Genomic DNA, 15251 nt, shown 5'->3' with positions numbered 1-15251 from the left:
TCCTTATTTTTCAATAATAAACAGCGGTTGACCATATTCTACCGGTTGCCCGTTCTCAACAAGAACTTGTACAACATTGCCTTCGATTTCCGACTCAATCTCATTCATTAATTTCATAGCCTCAATAATACAAACCGGCTGTCCCACTTTGACCCGCTGTCCCGCCTCAACATAAGCAGCCGCATCAGGAGACTGTGAGCTATAAAACGTTCCTACCATAGGAGCGGTAATAGTCTCCGTGTTCGCTTGGGCAACTGGTTCCGGAGCTTTTGCCATCACCGCTTCAATAACGGGCGCAGGCTGAACAGAAGTGGACACAGCTTGCGTCAAAACCTCCTGGCGCGCGACTGCTGTGACTGGAACGCCGGTAACCATGCTTGGTCCTTTGCGAATTGCAATCTTTACTCCATCACTTTCAAGATTCAATTCACTAATTTCGGTTTCATCTATAATTTTAATTAACTCTTTGATTTCTTTTAAATTCATTTTGGAATCCTCCTTAGAAAATGCCGCTGCCCATGATTTGGACGGTTCTTTAATATCCTTTGAATTTTTTGTGTCTTTAAGCTTACTTTCCTTGGGTTCTTCTCTTGAGATGCAACCGCTTTGTCGTTCCTCAAAAAACTTCTTGGCTATCTGAGGGAAAATCGCATAGCTGATAACATCTTCCGGAGAACGAGCCAATCCCATACTTTCTCGTTCTGCTTTAGCTAACCCCGGTTCCAACCGATCGGCTGGCCGGACAGTTAGCGGTTCTTCATCTCCAATAATTTTCGTTTGAATTTCAGGATTCATAGGCGCCGGGGGCCTACCATATAAACCACGCACATAGGCCTTGACTTCACCAGGTACTAATTTATATCTTGCCCCGCTCAAAACGTTTAATACCGCTTGCGTTCCAACAATTTGACTGGTGGGCGTAACCAAGGGGGGATACCCCAAATCCGCCCTGACTTTCGGTATCTCTTCCAGAACATCATGAATGCGCTCCAGGGCTCGTTGCTCTTCCAGTTGAGAAACAAGGTTGGATATCATTCCCCCCGGCACCTGATGTTCAAACACTCTCATATCCGAAATTCGAGTGATACCGCGTTCAAAGCCACGACTTTTACGCAGTGCTTCAAAATACTTCGCAATATGGAACAAATGACGAAGGTCAAGACCGGTACCAAACTCTGTATCTTGAAACGCCCGAACGACTGTTTCGACAGGAGGCTGACTTGCACCAAATGCCAAGGGAACACTGGCAGTGTCAATGACATCCACTCCGGCTTCAGCTGCCTTCAAGTACGTTCCAACGGCCATTCCGCCAATATAATGACTATGCAAATGAACCATAATTCCTAATTCCTTTTTCAGCAACGAAACCAATTCGTAAGCCTTGAAAGGTGTGAGCAAACCAGCCATATCTTTGATACAGATAGAATCTGCACCAAGTTCGACGAGAGCTATAGCTGTTTCTAAATAATGTTTTATCGTATGCACTGGACTAATAGTGTAAACAACAGACGCCTGAACGTGTGCTCCCGCCTGTTTAGCTGCTTCCATGGGAACAATCATATTTCTGACATCGTTTAACGCATCGAAAATCCGAATGATATCAATCCCATTTTTCACACTCAGAGATACAAACTCCCGTACCACATCATCTGGATAGTGTTGATAACCAACCAGAGATTGCGCTCTTAGTAACATCTGCAGTGGTGTCTTTTTAACACGGCTCCTAATCTGCCTCAACCGCTCCCAAGGATCTTCCCCCAGGAAGCGCAGACAAACATCAAATGTAGCTCCTCCCCAGACTTCCAACGAGTAAAAACCTGCCTCATCCAAATCCGACAGGATCGGCAACATATCTTCAGTACGCATCCGGGTTGCCCAAAGGCTCTGGTGAGCATCCCTCAATGTCGTATCCGTAATCTTGACTGGTTTCATTGCCGTTACCCCTCTCTGTATTCTCCATCTAAAGTAACTCTTCAAAAGATTGATTTTTTAGAGCTTCCCACATTAGGTGAAGTCAATAGGTTCCCAAGTATAAACATATACCTTATTATATGGGGCAAAGGTACCTTTTTCAACGAAACAAGCCCAAGTATACAATATATTAGGGCAATTTAAAAAAGCTGCCGCTAACAAATGCAACAGCTTCTATAATCGTGAAAATGCAAACAAACCGATTTCTAGTTTTTTAGATGCTGCAAAACCGTCCGCAGAAGTTCATCAGGTCGAAATGGTTTGACCACAAAATCAACCGCTCCGCGTTTTAATGCATCCAAAACCATACTTTCATGGGCTACTGCACTGCAGATAATTACCTTGGCCAAAGAATCAATCTCTAAGATTTCCGCTAGTGCGGCCAATCCATCGAGCTCCGGCATAGTAATATCCATAAGCGTAAGGTCAGGCTTATTGGTTTTAAAACGTTCCACGGCCTGCCGACCGTTTTCAGCCTCTACGATGTTCGTTAGACCCTTGCGTGCAAGAATCTGGCAAATCATCAGACGCATAAAACTTGCATCATCGGCAATAAGAATTCTGCTCATTCACGGTGTCCTCACCCTCTTAACCAAGACTTTCGTCCTATCCATCTCTATAAATTCGCGCTAGCAACCCCATTATCCTGCCTAATTCAAAGAACTTTAAGCATAAATCCTATCTATTTTTTAATAGAAATCGTAATTTTATCCATTCGCACTTTTGTTACTCGGCTAACGATGTCTTGAATAATACTCACCTCATTCGGGGTCAAGCTAGTCGAATAAACAATTACTGTAACGTTTTCTAAAAACACATCTGACACAGCATCTTGAAAGCCCTTTATTTTAAGGAGGTTTTCGATTTCCCCTTCTTTTTGTATTTTTGTACTGAGTTCAAGCCATTTTTCTTGTGCTTGCTCTTTACTTTTCTCTACAGTTGAGTTCAGTAACTCTGAGAGCATGGCTTTCGTCTCCTGGCGAAACTGTTCTCTTTTCAAACGATAATTCACGAAATAGTTCTCTCCCGATACGTCCGGCTTAACAGGTTCAACTTGAAATTGAATTGAAGTGTTATCAATATTGGCATTGACAGGTAAGCTGGATTGACCTGGAGAATAAACCTGCGGTTCGTCAATTAACCTTACCCCCAGAATCCCAAGAATTACTACAAATGTCAGGAACCCTATCCACAATACCCGAGATTTGTGCCCAATAAACATCACAATGGGTCTCTTCGCACTATTGAACATTCATTATGCGCCTCCCATTGGCACGACGGTAATTTTAGTCCCTGAAATATTCAAGAGTGTTTGTACCGCCGTATGAATTCCTTCTCTAACTTTTGCATCCCGAGCCCCCTCCGCAATCACCAAAACCCCAGCCACTTCTGGACGATCCTCCATTACCATAACAGGCTGGGATGAACCACTAGGCATAACTACTTGGTTATTTTCCGTCACTTCCGTCGTTTCTCTGGTCCCTCCAGTCTTGTCGGTTTCCTTCGAAGTTCGTTTCGTAACATTAGCATTTCGGGCATACTCATTTTTTAATCCCGTCGAAAAGCTTACCGAAACGTGCACCCTGCCTACCCCTTCCATCTGCAAGATATTTGCTTGTAGCTTAGCCTCTAATTCTTTTTCCAAAACACCAATCTTGGTTTCTGGAGTCGAGATGGTAGTTGATGTAGACTTTGCCTGCAAATTTTGAGCAGGGGCAATGGTACCTTTTCCTAAATAAATTAAAGACATCCCAACTGCAATAAGCGCGACTAAACTAACTAACAATTTATCCGATGAAATCAGTTTCATAAACTTCACGGATTATAGCCTCCCTTCAAATAGTTTTATCACTAGATTTCTTGAACTAGAATCTTATCCTTCGACAAACTCATGAGTGCAGCAACCCTTTCACGTACTTCTTCCGCTTTAGTTGACTGCGTATTAGTGAGACGTTGCTGCCCGATGGCAATGGGTTGAACAGGCCGTATTTCTCCCTTTACAGAAGTCAGCGTAACACTAACCATTGTAATCTTTGGCTGATCTATTACCCCCCCTAATCCCTCCTCGAACTTGATCTCTACCTCCGCAGACTCGACTCCATTAGTACTCAGCGCAAGCGCTTTGATCTGGTTTACAAGGATCTGCCGATATTGATCTTGGACGGCATCCCGTCCCACTTTAATCCCTTGACCTTCAGAGGCAATGGCGGGCAAATCCTGGGGTGTCGTTGCTGACCAAGCGGGAACCTCCATTGACAACGGAGTATGTAAGAAGGTAGTGATCGGTGTGAGAACTGCCGAAATCACAAACAACCCCATCACTAGTTGAACAAACCCCCGCATAGATTTATTGGGTAACAACATCTCAAGAAAGGTAGCAAGTAGTAGAATCATAGCCAAATTGCGCACAAGAGTTTGTAACGTTTGCACAGTCCTCACCTCCTTAGTGCAACATCACCGAAAAGGTTCCCGTTCCTACAACTACGGCAACAGTCATAAAAAACATAATCGCCACTGAAGTGACCGTTACTAAAATGAAAATTAGACTTTTGGACATGTCCTGAAGACTATCCGCCAAGCCCTTTTCACCGAGTGGCTCGATAAGGGCCGCAGAAATGCGGAAAACGAGAAGCATCGCAAGAATTTTAACCAAAGGACCTAGGCAAATAACAATAATCGCAATTAAAGCGACGATTCCAACAGCATTTTTAAGTAAAAGCCCGGACGTAATGACCAGTTCGACGGCATCTTTGAAAAATTTACCCATGACCGGGATAAGATCCGCTGAATACTTGGCCGTACGAAAAACAACACTATCAGCAACCCCTCCTGTCACCCCCTGCACCGTCATTACTCCAATGAACACAGTCATAATAACCCCTAAGGAAAGTTTTCCTGCGAATTCAAAAAGTCCTGCGAGCTTACTTAGCTTGAACTGATCAGAGATATGATTGAAAAGTTTTAGGATAGCAGCTAAGAAAAAGAGTGGTAAAACAACCGTTTTGATAATGGTTGCTAAAACGGTTAGACTGCCCATGATAAGAGGCTTAAATAAAGCTGCACTGGTTAAATTCCCCATCGAGATTAATAAAGTCAACAAAACGGGAAACAACGTTTGCATGAGTCCGACCATCTGATCAATTGCATTCGTGGCGACACGTAAGGCCTCTCGAAAGGACGTTAGTGCTAAGCTTAACAAAACCAGGTAAGTCATAACCTGAGCCGTTTTCCCGACACTTCCTCCAAATGCAACCTGAAGCTGTCCTAATACAGCGCCGAGTACGGCTAAAACCAGCAACTTGCCGATTAAAGGAGCACTGCTTAAGATTTCACGTCCCAGAATAGTCAGTAAGGTCTGTCCTAACTTTTCTGGTTGGAGATTCAGTTTTCCGTTTTTTAATTCTTCAAACATGCGAGATAAAGAAAAACCAGGCATTCCATCTTGAACATCGCTATCCAGTTGGTCCAGAAAGCCTCGCATTTGACTTAGATCAATTTGTTGCGTAAGTTCTACCTTCTCCTGTGGTTGTGAGGCAACTCCCTCGGCAAGTACGGGAGAAGTTGTCCCATTCAATAAGATAACGAATAGAACTAAACTAATGATGAATCGCCGCAAATAACATCACCTCACGGAACGAGTCGTACCAGTGACTCTGTAATGGCTACAATAATAGGAATCGCTAGGACAATAACCCCAACTTTCGCGGCAAGCTCAATCTTAGTCGCTATCGCACTTTCCCCCGCATCACGACATATTTGAGCGCCAAACTCAGCAAGATAAGCCACACCCACGATCTTCAGAACGATAAGTAAATAATAAGAACTGATATTGGCTTGATCTGCTAGAGTCTGGAGCAGATCGACAATGACTTTGATCTTGCTCAAAATAAGAATAAAGATTGATGCACTCGCTAATATCGTCAGTTGCAACGCAATTTCTGGGCGAATTTGTTTCAATACAACACCGATCACCGTAACAATCAGGGCTAGCCCTACGATTTGCCAAATCTCCACGTCTTAGCCCCCTAATAAAGGTTAAAAACACTCTTAACCAAGGTAAATAATTGTGCAATAGACTGTACCACAATATAAAGGACCACGATCACGCCCATGATTGTAACGCCTTGAGCCATTTCACTGCGGCCAGATTGATTCAGCACAGATGCTAGTACTCCGACCAAAATACCAATTCCAGCAACAGTAATAATAAGATTGAAGCTCATTCCATCGACTCCTCTCCCGTTAAATCAAAATGAGCACACCTGCGATCCCACCGAGGAAACCCAAATAAGACCACATTTTTGCTTGTTTATCAGACCATATTCCCGCTTGATCTTTTATTAATGTGAGTTGACGCTGAACGAGTTCTAGTTGTTTGTGTTGTTCCATACGATCTGATCGGCCTAATCCTTTACCCACATCATGGATCACTTGCCAGTCTCCTTGCTGCAAACAAAAATGAGGTTTATGAGTTATAATGGAGTCTTTCCATGCCTTGTTAGCTGACTCTCCTCGCTGCAAACGTTCCTGGAGTTCTGCAAAAAACCCTTGCCAGGGGGTATCTGTACGTTCCTTCACGATGCCGAATGCCTCTGGCAAAGGGGTTGCACCCCATACAATTTCCGTGTCCAAAAGTGCCAAGGCCATTAAACATTCTCGCAATTCCAACGGTCGACGCCGAATTCGCTGAGCCAACCACAATCCCAAACACCCGCAGCCCGCAATAAGAGCAATACATCCCAATATACGCATCACAGGATCCTCCCAGTTCTAAGATCGTAAACACCTGCTATCGTCCCCGGACCATGTTTCCTACTCAACACAACCAAACGTTCAAATACTCCCTGATCCAACAGATGAGCTAAAGTCGGTCTATTTCGAGCTTCTTCTAGAGAACTAGCGTGGGCTGTACTAAGTATTTGTACCCCCGTACGCAAGGCGTCCATTAAGGCTGTAACATCGTCGGTATGACCAAGCTCATCCATCGCCATGACTTGAGGTGCCATGGAACGAACCATCATGCTCATCCCATAAGCTTTAGGACAGCCATCTAAAACGTCCGTACGGTATCCCAAATTGAAAGTCGGTATCCCTTGCCAAGTTCCAGCAAGTTCGCCACGTTCATCCACAACCCCAACAGTCTGACCCATCAACCCTAATTGTGGAACCCCATTGCTAATCAGACGAATCAGATCCCTTAAGAGGGTTGTTTTACCAGCACGAGGTGGGGATATCACGAGCGTGTGACAAAACCCTCCATCAGTCCCTATAAGCAAAGGCAAGATCTTAAGGCCTCGTCCCTGTATATCCCTGGCAATACGAAGGTTCAAGGAAGAAATATGCTTTATCGTTTGAACAAGACCATGATGCAAAACTACCTCCCCTGTTACCCCAACCCGATTCCCACCAGGAAGAGTTAGAAAGCCCTGCTTGAGATCCTCTTCAACCGCATAAACCGAGCTTTGGGTCATTCGTTCCAGAGCACACGCTAGATCTTCTCGATTAATAATATAAGCCTTGTCAGGACTCGTCTCTCGACCCTCCCGGTTCAAGAAAATATCCTTGTCTGATGTCCGGACTAAGAACGGCTGACCTATTCGCAATCGTATTTCTTCAACCTCTTGAAAGGCGACCGCCCTAGTATTGCTTATAATCGAACGAATGTCTTCACTAAACCATCTAGCCATATCTGCCCATAATACTGAACTTTGATTTGATCTGAAAACGCTCTCCTTCGTTGAAGACCCTCCATTAGGTTTAGGTTTTACTGTATGCACCTCTTTAGATTCCTTGATGACCGATAACTTGTAATGTAGCGACAACGTCATTGCCCCCTTGATTGAAGGTATGTCCGTCTTTCAAGTTTTAGACATGGATCCTTTACAAAAAAATAAGGCACTTTCTCACCACGTGAAAGCCGGGCACATATCAAACATATGTACCCGGCTTTCACGGACTCGCCCATATTTTATTTTAAGGAACGACCAAACATCTCTTCCAGCTCTTGAGATGTTACCGCTTGACTAAAGAGGTAACCCTGCATTTCATCACACCGCTTGCCCTTTAAAAAGGAGCATTGGGTAGCCGTCTCAACTCCTTCGGCAATGACTTTCAAGCGAAGGTTTTTAGCTAGCTGGATGATAGCCGTAACAACTTCTTCTCCATTTTCTCCCGTGCTGATATCTTGAACAAAGGATTGATCTATTTTCAGGGTATCAATCGGCATGCGTCGCAAATAATTAAGTGACGAAAATCCAGTTCCGAAATCATCAATGGAAATTCGGATCCCTAACTCCTTAAAACGATTCAACATGTCTACCGAAGTTTCACCATTTTCCATGGCAATGCTTTCCGTTATCTCGAGCTCCAACCATTGTGGATCCATGCCAGTTTCCTGTAAAATTCCCGAAACAAGTTTGATGAAATTCGGTTCTCGAAATTGCCGAGCTGAGATATTAACTGCCATTCGCAAGAAGGGGTATCCTTGCCTTCTCCAGGCCATATTTTGAGCGCAGGCAGTCCGCAAAACCCATTCTCCGATCGGCACAATTAAGCCAGTTTCCTCCGCAATGGGAATAAATGAGAGAGGGGAAATGATTCCCCGTTCTGTCGAGTTCCATCGAATTAGAGCCTCAAGACCCACAATTAATCCGCTTTCTAAATCGACCTGAGGCTGATAATGAAGGACAAACTCTCCACGGGCTAAAGCCTTACGCAGGCTGTTCTCTGTCGAAAGCCGATCATTAGCCTTAATATTGAGTCCTGTAGTAAAGAATTGGTAATTATTTCGGCCCTTCTCCTTTGCATAATACATCGCCGTATCCGCTTGCTTCAACAAAGTTTCTCTGTCATCGCCATCGTTCGGATAAAGACTAATCCCGATACTCGTACTCATATAGACTTCATTATCCTCGAGCATTATAGGATTGGTGAAAACCCTCAAAATTCGATCTGATACTGCAACTACCTCTTGTTCATTCTGAATTTCCGGGAGCAAGATTAAAAATTCATCCCCGCCCTGTCTCGCAAGCGTCTCTCCTTCACGTAACGTTTGGCGAACACGCTCCGCAACATTTTTAAGTAATAGGTCCCCAAGGTTATGCCCCATCGAATCATTAATCAATTTAAAACGGTCTAAATCTAAATACATCACCGCTAGTTTACCCTTCTTACGCCTTGCCCGGGCTAAAGCCTGGTTCAAGTGCTCAGTAAAGAGGAGCCGATTGGGAAGACCAGTTAGGGCATCGTGATGCGCTTGATATGCCAGTTCTTTCATAAGAGCTCGTTTATAACTCACATCATGAAACACCAGAACTGCTCCAATGACCGCGTTAGATCGGTCTCGAATGGGAGCCGCCGTGTCCTCAATCGCGATGTTAGCCCCAACTCTGTTGATTAAAACAGTATGGTTCGCTAAACAAACAACACTCCCTTCACGAAGACAGCATTCAATCGGACTTTTAACCGATTCGCCAGTTTCTTCATTGACAATTCGAAAGACTCTTTCCAACGGCTGACCAACTGCTTCTGCATTTTTCCATCCAGTTAAAGCTTCAGCAATTGGGTTAAGATACTCTACATTCGCCCGAACATCAGTGGTGATGACTGCATCCCCTATAGAGTCCAGAGTGACTTGGGCCCGTTCTTTCTCTAGCCAAACTGTCGCCTCTGCATTTTTACGGTCAGTAATATCGCGAATGATACTTACAATAATAGGATTTCCATTTGAGGTTGCTCCCTTAGCGCTAACATCAACCGGGAAAACACTTCCGTCTTTGCATACATGCTGGAGCTCAAACTGAATTCCCTCCGGTGCCTTTTGAAGGAAAAAGGGTAATGTAGCCTGATCCTCTGTCAAAAGCAATTTGGAAAGGGGCATATGAGTTAATTCTTGGCGAGTATAACCATAGCGGTTCACTGCAGCCTCATTGGCATCAATGATTTGTCCATCCTGACGGATAAATAAAATGATATCCATGGAATCATCTGCCAAAAGGCGATAGCGTTCTAAGTGTCGTTGATCTTCTTGAAGAACTTTTTCAGATTGCTGAAGTGAATTAAATCCTATGTAAAAAAGGTAATAGAGTAGTACCGCCGTCACAGTAATAAAAAACCACCCTTTAGCCATTTCTAACTGGATAAGCAACTGATGATTCGTCACAATAATCCCTAATAATTTATCTGAGAAGAGAATCCATCCTCCTCCGGTTAGCGCATAAAGTATGGCCATCCGTAAGGGAGTTATTCGGTGATAATTCTTCTGACTTGAACCCTTACAGATTGTATAGTTCATATCCTGATGACTCCTTCCTTTCCAGACTATAGTTCTCCAATTTTGTCGAAATTCCTGCAACGCAGGGTCTGTTCTATAAATAATCGATCAATCTCTATTAGCGCATAAATCACCCCCAAATAAATAAAGAACGCTGTGGTCGTATCATAACGTACCGCAACGTTCTCTTAAAAGCTCATTAATTTGACTTAAGTATTCAATAATACGGGCAAGATCATCGGTCGCCGACGGGTCTTTTCCCATAAATATTTGCTTAGGCTATCACGAATGTTAGATTTTAGTACACTCCATTCAATTTGATCTTTCTGTAATTGGATTTCTAAGGTATTTCCCACGACTTTTTTAGCTCCATCCACCAGGGTTCCTGCTTCTTTCATAAACGTAAAACCTCGAGAGATAATGTCTGGCCCAGACATTATCCTATAAGGTTTTGTTTTGGAAAGCGCGGCGATAACCACGACCACACCATCTTGCGCCAATTGTTGGCGATCCCGTAAGACAATCTGCCCTACATCCCCGACACCCAGTCCGTCGATGTAAACGCTTCCTGCTTCCACACGCTCCCCAAACTCCATACTGTTCGAGGAAAGCTCAACACGAGAGCCAAGTTGGGTTAAGGCGATGTCCTGATCCGAATATCCAAGTGAATTCCCGATCCGGCGTAAAGCAGCCTGATGTCGAATTTCGCCGTGATGCGGAATGAGAAAACGCGGGCGGGCGAGACGAATCACTAGCTTAATTTCCTCTTGGTTGGCATGTCCAGATACATGAACTTGTCCCATTTCTTTAGTGACAACCTCTGCACCAATTTGATATAGATGATTAATTGTCTTTCCAATGAGTTTCTCGTTTCCAGGTATAGGGGTTGCCGCAATAATAACCATATCCCCAACAAGGACATTAATTTGTCGATGACTCCGAGTGGCCATCCTCGTCAAGGCGGCCAGAGGCTCTCCTTGACTCCCTGTGGTCAGAACCAGTAGTTGTTCTGGGGGAGTATTTCCCACCTCTGAGCTGTCGACAAGGATCTCCTCATCAGGCAGTTTCAGATATCCCAACTCTGTTGCTGTACGAACTACATTTTCCATACTTCTTCCCACAACACAAACCTTTCGCCCAATCTCTGCAGCTGCATCAATTGCTTGTTGGATCCGATGCACATTTGAGGCGAAGGATGCCATAATAATTTTGCCTTCGGCCCGTTCGAACCACTCCCTCAAGGTTTTTCCAACAACCATCTCCGACAACGTAACACCTGACCGCTCCGCATTTGTGGAGTCGCAAAGTAAGGCCAGAATTCCTTCCTCTCCCCAGGCAGCAAGCTTTCCAAGGTCCATGTTTTGACCATCTATGGGCGTATAGTCGACCTTAAAGTCTCCTGTGTAGACCACTCGACCTACTGGAGTGAGCAAGGAATACCCGACAGCATCTGGAATACTGTGAGTTACTCTGAATGCTTCCATTTCAAAGGCCCCAGCTTGGATACGTTCACCCGGTTGTATGATATTCACCAAGGATTCTGGGTAAGGAGTCCGTTCCTGAAACTTTGCCTGAACTAATCCAATCGTTAGTTTTGTCCCATAAATTGGGATCATTAATTTTGGTAGGATAAAAGGAAGTCCTCCAATATGATCCTCATGTCCATGTGTAATAAAGAGCCCTTTGATCCGATCTCTGTTTTTTTCCAAATACGTAATATCCGGAATGACCAAATCGATACCTAAAAGCTCTTCATCTGGGAATTTGACGCCACCGTCAATAATTATTATTGAATCTTCATATTCAAAGGCAATTAGATTCTTTCCAATTTCTCCAGTTCCTCCGAGAGGAATCACACTAAGTTTTGACGTTTTTCCTGAAAGCATAAAAAAATCCCTCCTATGGTAGCAACTATTCTTAGCTTGCCCCAGAGGAGGAAATATCATGTCGTTAAAATAATGTTAGGCGCGTTGAACATAACTTCCAGTCCGAGTATCGATGATGAGCACATCCCCTTCATTGACAAAGAAAGGCACTTGCACCACGGCACCAGTTTCCAACGTTGCGGGTTTTGTCCCTCCAGTTGCCGTATCTCCTTTAACACCTGGCTCAGTAGCTGAAACAGCAAGTTGAACAGAATTAGGAACATCGACTCCGATAACCTCTATATCATAAAAAAGTACCCCTAAAGTCATGTTCTCTTTCAGCCACTTGACACCGTCCCCGATTTGATCCCCTGTAAGAGAAATTTGTTCATAAGTTTCCTTATCCATAACCACAAAATGTTCTCCATCTTTATAGAGGTATTCCATTTCACGACGTTCGACATGGGCCTTCGGGACCTTTTCCCCTGCATTAAACCTTCGCTCTACAACCCCACCCGTCTTAACGTTCTTCAATTTGGTTCGGACAAAGGCCGCCCCTTTACCTGGTTTAACATGTTGGAACTCAACAACTGAAAATACATCGCCATCTAATTGAATTGTCAAGCCCGTCTTAAAATCATTCGAAGAAATCATAAATACTCTTTCCCCCTAAATATTCTTTTGTCTTAAGTTTGTCCCTTTCTAAAGTCAAATATAAAGGTCAACAAACTTTATTCAAAGATAATGAATTCTTTGGGTGCCTGTGTCAAGACTTCGCAGCCATTTTCAGTCACCAAAACAATATCTTCAATCCGAACGCCACCCCAATCCGGGATATATATACCCGGTTCGACGGTAATGACCATGCCTGGTTCAAGCACACGATCTTCCCGCATATTTAGATTTGGTCCTTCATGGATGGCCAACCCTACCGAGTGCCCTAAGCCATGTCCAAAGTACTCGCCATACCCAGCTTCTTCAATGATTTTGCGGGCTACAGCATCCACTTCTTTTCCGGTTCGCCCCGAGCCGATAGCCTCAATACCCGCCCGCTGGGCCGCCAAGACAATCTCATAAACTTCCCGATGCTTGTCCTCTGGTTCTCCCAAAAACACAGTTCGCGTGATATCTGAACAGTATCCCTGATAGATTGCACCAAAATCCATTGTCAGAAATTCACCTAACTGAACGCGCTTTGAACTAGCCGTTCCGTGAGGCATCGCCGAACGAATGCCAGAAGCCACGATAAATTCGAAAGAAGCCCCACTTGCACCGGCATGGCGCATAGAAAATTCTAAGTTCAGTGCGATTTCTTCTTCCGTTTGTCCAATTTCAACGCTGGTTAATACATCTGCAAAAGCGTCGTCTGCAATTTTTACAGCTTGACGGATTAGCTTAATTTCCGCTTTATCCTTCACAGATCGCAAATGACTAACAAGGTTGGGTAGAGATTGGAGCTCAGCCTGCGGAAACGCATTTTTAAGTTTTCCAAAGTCCACATAGCTGATATAGTCCCCTTCAAAACCAACCCGCCTAGCCTGTTGCCCTAGTTCTGCTAAAGCCGTAAAGTGGTCCTGTCCTGCCTTAATGATTTCAAAATCAGGAGCTTGGAGCTTCGCCTGTTCAATGTAACGGAAATCCGTCAGTAAAAAGGCCTCTTTTGCAGTAATATATAGGGTTGCTTCCCCGCCAGAAAAACCGCTAAGATACCGTCCGTTCTCCGGGCGAATAACCACATAAGCATCAATTTCTTCTTCGAGCATCTGTTGGCGCATCCGTTCTAACCGGGTCATATACCTTCCCCCTTGTTATGGTGATTCTTTTTCCTGTCGACCTTGATAGTCGATGGCATAACGCATCGCCAAGATATACCCTTCTGCTCCTAAGCCCGATATTTGTCCAATACAGACTGGAGCAATCACGGAATTGGCCCGAAAAGCTTCACGCGCATGAATATTTGAAAGATGGACTTCAACCGTAGGTACTCTTACCGCGCGAATGGCATCCCGAATCGCATAACTTGTATGCGTCCAGGCTCCAGGATTCAGAATTAAGAAATCAGCAGGCGTTAAGGTTTGAATCCAATCGATAAGGTCTCCCTCGTGATTCGTTTGCCGACATTCAGCGTTCAATCCCGCCTGATCCGCTATTGTTAACACTGCCTGATTAATCTCTGCCAAGGTACGCGATCCATAATGTTCTGGCTCTCGTAGTCCTAATAAATTCAAATTAGGGCCATGAAACACCCATATGCTCGCCAATTAATCACTCCCTCGTCACATACCCGAAATTTTATCACAAGTTCAGAGTATTTTCCACTGCGAGATATCTTTAAATAAATCAGCATCACGTTTCCGCACAAAGCGATAATAATAGTGCTTTTTCTTTCTATACAAAAACCTCCGTTATACGGAGGTGATGTACTAAAGATTATTTAAATGGGAACGACATACGCCGTTTTGGTTGTTCCTGTACTGGCGTGAACCCTTGGGACTGTTCCATTGTCGGTATTGCAGCCTGGCCGTATTGCGGAGCTGCCTCGGATTGTGTTTGTTGTGTTTGTTGTGTTTGTTGTGTTTGTTGCATTTGAGTTTGAGAAGTTTGTGGTAATTGAATTTGCTGAGTTTGTTGCCCTTGCCCCGACGGTTGGGCAGCTGGTTTAGCCTGCTCCGCTTTATCCCCTTGGCCACTCACTAGACGAGGAGAGAGCACAACGTCAAAATTGCTGAGCATAATTTGAACTTCTGTCGGTCCGCCTTCCCCTACCGGCTGAACTTTACGGATCTCTGTACGTGGAAGAATAAAGTGAATTTCGTGGGGAGTTTTGGGTTCGCCGATACGTCGAAGTCGAAACCGAACTCCCTCGACTTCCATTTCTACCTCATCCAGATAATCTCCTACAAACTCTTGCCCTTTATTTCCATGGATATCTGCATATTGTTCTTGCCCTTTAGTTGCTTTAAATTCTGGGAGAACAATGATTTGTCCTATTTGAAGTTTGAGTGGATCAACACTTGGGTTAAGCTGAATAAAGTCATCGCAGCACCCTCCCCAACGTTGTGCCAAGCTGTGAAAATTATCTCCCGGTTGAATGCTATATTCTTTAGCCATATACATTCCCTCCTCTCCTTAGACTATGGATA

General features: G+C 44.2%; 16 protein-coding genes. All 16 read right to left on the bottom strand.

Going from position 1 to position 15251, the window contains the following annotated elements; all coding sequences use genetic code 11:
* Positions 1–3: 3 nt before the first annotated feature.
* On the bottom strand, positions 4–1932 hold the full coding sequence (gene accB, locus E4K68_RS00535) for an acetyl-CoA carboxylase biotin carboxyl carrier protein (protein ID WP_135376806.1): 1929 nt from the start codon (positions 1930–1932) through the stop codon (positions 4–6).
* A 245-nt stretch (positions 1933–2177) separates the two neighbouring features.
* A complete protein-coding gene (locus E4K68_RS00530; RefSeq protein WP_135376805.1) occupies positions 2178–2540 on the bottom strand; it encodes a response regulator in 363 nt (120 codons plus the stop codon).
* Positions 2541–2653: 113 nt separating this feature from the next.
* Positions 2654–3223: a SpoIIIAH-like family protein gene (locus tag E4K68_RS00525; RefSeq protein ID WP_135376804.1), complete on the bottom strand. Its 570-nt coding sequence runs from the start codon at positions 3221–3223 to the stop codon at positions 2654–2656.
* Positions 3224–3226: 3 nt separating this feature from the next.
* Complete coding sequence (locus E4K68_RS00520; RefSeq protein WP_135376803.1) at positions 3227–3790, bottom strand: stage III sporulation protein AH; 564 nt, start codon at positions 3788–3790, stop codon at positions 3227–3229.
* Positions 3791–3822: 32 nt separating this feature from the next.
* Complete coding sequence (locus E4K68_RS00515) at positions 3823–4401, bottom strand: stage III sporulation protein AF (RefSeq protein WP_135376802.1); 579 nt, start codon at positions 4399–4401, stop codon at positions 3823–3825.
* 13 nt (positions 4402–4414) lie between these two features.
* Positions 4415–5587 carry a stage III sporulation protein AE gene (spoIIIAE, locus tag E4K68_RS00510; RefSeq protein ID WP_135376801.1) on the bottom strand — a complete coding sequence of 391 codons (1173 nt, stop codon included), beginning with the start codon at positions 5585–5587 and terminating at the stop codon, positions 4415–4417.
* A gap of 11 nt (positions 5588–5598) precedes the next feature.
* Positions 5599–5985 carry a stage III sporulation protein AD gene (spoIIIAD, locus tag E4K68_RS00505; RefSeq protein ID WP_135376800.1) on the bottom strand — a complete coding sequence of 129 codons (387 nt, stop codon included), beginning with the start codon at positions 5983–5985 and terminating at the stop codon, positions 5599–5601.
* Between the two features lie 11 nt (positions 5986–5996).
* Positions 5997–6194 carry a stage III sporulation protein AC gene (gene spoIIIAC / locus E4K68_RS00500; RefSeq protein WP_135376799.1) on the bottom strand — a complete coding sequence of 66 codons (198 nt, stop codon included), beginning with the start codon at positions 6192–6194 and terminating at the stop codon, positions 5997–5999.
* 19 nt (positions 6195–6213) lie between these two features.
* Positions 6214–6723, bottom strand: a complete 510-nt coding sequence (locus E4K68_RS00495; protein WP_135376798.1) for a stage III sporulation protein AB — start codon at positions 6721–6723, stop codon at positions 6214–6216.
* On the bottom strand, positions 6723–7658 hold the full coding sequence (gene spoIIIAA / locus E4K68_RS00490; protein ID WP_135377218.1) for a stage III sporulation protein AA: 936 nt from the start codon (positions 7656–7658) through the stop codon (positions 6723–6725). The genes E4K68_RS00495 and spoIIIAA overlap by 1 nt, the downstream gene beginning before the upstream one ends.
* A 281-nt stretch (positions 7659–7939) precedes the next feature.
* Positions 7940–10264 carry an EAL domain-containing protein gene (locus E4K68_RS00485; RefSeq protein ID WP_135376797.1) on the bottom strand — a complete coding sequence of 775 codons (2325 nt, stop codon included), beginning with the start codon at positions 10262–10264 and terminating at the stop codon, positions 7940–7942.
* Between the two features lie 188 nt (positions 10265–10452).
* Positions 10453–12129, bottom strand: coding sequence for a ribonuclease J (locus E4K68_RS00480; RefSeq protein WP_135376796.1), 1677 nt, complete (start codon positions 12127–12129; stop codon positions 10453–10455).
* A gap of 75 nt (positions 12130–12204) precedes the next feature.
* Positions 12205–12762: an elongation factor P gene (gene efp / locus E4K68_RS00475; protein WP_135376795.1), complete on the bottom strand. Its 558-nt coding sequence runs from the start codon at positions 12760–12762 to the stop codon at positions 12205–12207.
* 77 nt (positions 12763–12839) lie between these two features.
* Complete coding sequence (locus tag E4K68_RS00470) at positions 12840–13901, bottom strand: Xaa-Pro peptidase family protein (RefSeq protein ID WP_135376794.1); 1062 nt, start codon at positions 13899–13901, stop codon at positions 12840–12842.
* A gap of 15 nt (positions 13902–13916) precedes the next feature.
* On the bottom strand, positions 13917–14369 hold the full coding sequence (aroQ, locus tag E4K68_RS00465) for a type II 3-dehydroquinate dehydratase (protein ID WP_135376793.1): 453 nt from the start codon (positions 14367–14369) through the stop codon (positions 13917–13919).
* Positions 14370–14538: 169 nt separating this feature from the next.
* A complete protein-coding gene (locus E4K68_RS00460) occupies positions 14539–15219 on the bottom strand; it encodes a LysM domain-containing protein (RefSeq protein WP_199241655.1) in 681 nt (226 codons plus the stop codon).
* Between the last annotated feature and the right edge of the window lie 32 nt (positions 15220–15251).

The sequence above is a fragment of the Desulfosporosinus sp. Sb-LF genome (genome assembly GCF_004766055.1).
Taxonomy (GTDB): Bacteria; Bacillota; Desulfitobacteriia; order Desulfitobacteriales; family Desulfitobacteriaceae; genus Desulfosporosinus.
This window is presented reverse-complemented; position numbering and strand designations above follow the sequence as displayed.

Excerpts from the sequence above, each read along its gene's own strand:
- E4K68_RS00525 (WP_135376804.1), bottom strand. The coding sequence starts at position 3,223 with ATGTTCAATAGTGCGAAGAGACCCATTGTGATGTTTATTGGGCACAAA.
- accB (WP_135376806.1), bottom strand. The coding sequence starts at position 1,932 with ATGAAACCAGTCAAGATTACGGATACGACATTGAGGGATGCTCACCAG.
- E4K68_RS00480 (WP_135376796.1), bottom strand. The coding sequence starts at position 12,129 with ATGCTTTCAGGAAAAACGTCAAAACTTAGTGTGATTCCTCTCGGAGGA.
- E4K68_RS00460 (WP_199241655.1), bottom strand. The coding sequence starts at position 15,219 with ATGGCTAAAGAATATAGCATTCAACCGGGAGATAATTTTCACAGCTTG.
- E4K68_RS00485 (WP_135376797.1), bottom strand. The coding sequence starts at position 10,264 with ATGAACTATACAATCTGTAAGGGTTCAAGTCAGAAGAATTATCACCGA.
- efp (WP_135376795.1), bottom strand. The coding sequence starts at position 12,762 with ATGATTTCTTCGAATGATTTTAAGACGGGCTTGACAATTCAATTAGAT.
- E4K68_RS00495 (WP_135376798.1), bottom strand. The coding sequence starts at position 6,723 with ATGCGTATATTGGGATGTATTGCTCTTATTGCGGGCTGCGGGTGTTTG.
- E4K68_RS00530 (WP_135376805.1), bottom strand. The coding sequence starts at position 2,540 with ATGAGCAGAATTCTTATTGCCGATGATGCAAGTTTTATGCGTCTGATG.
- spoIIIAC (WP_135376799.1), bottom strand. The coding sequence starts at position 6,194 with ATGAGCTTCAATCTTATTATTACTGTTGCTGGAATTGGTATTTTGGTC.
- spoIIIAA (WP_135377218.1), bottom strand. The coding sequence starts at position 7,658 with ATGGCTAGATGGTTTAGTGAAGACATTCGTTCGATTATAAGCAATACT.
- E4K68_RS00470 (WP_135376794.1), bottom strand. The coding sequence starts at position 13,901 with ATGACCCGGTTAGAACGGATGCGCCAACAGATGCTCGAAGAAGAAATT.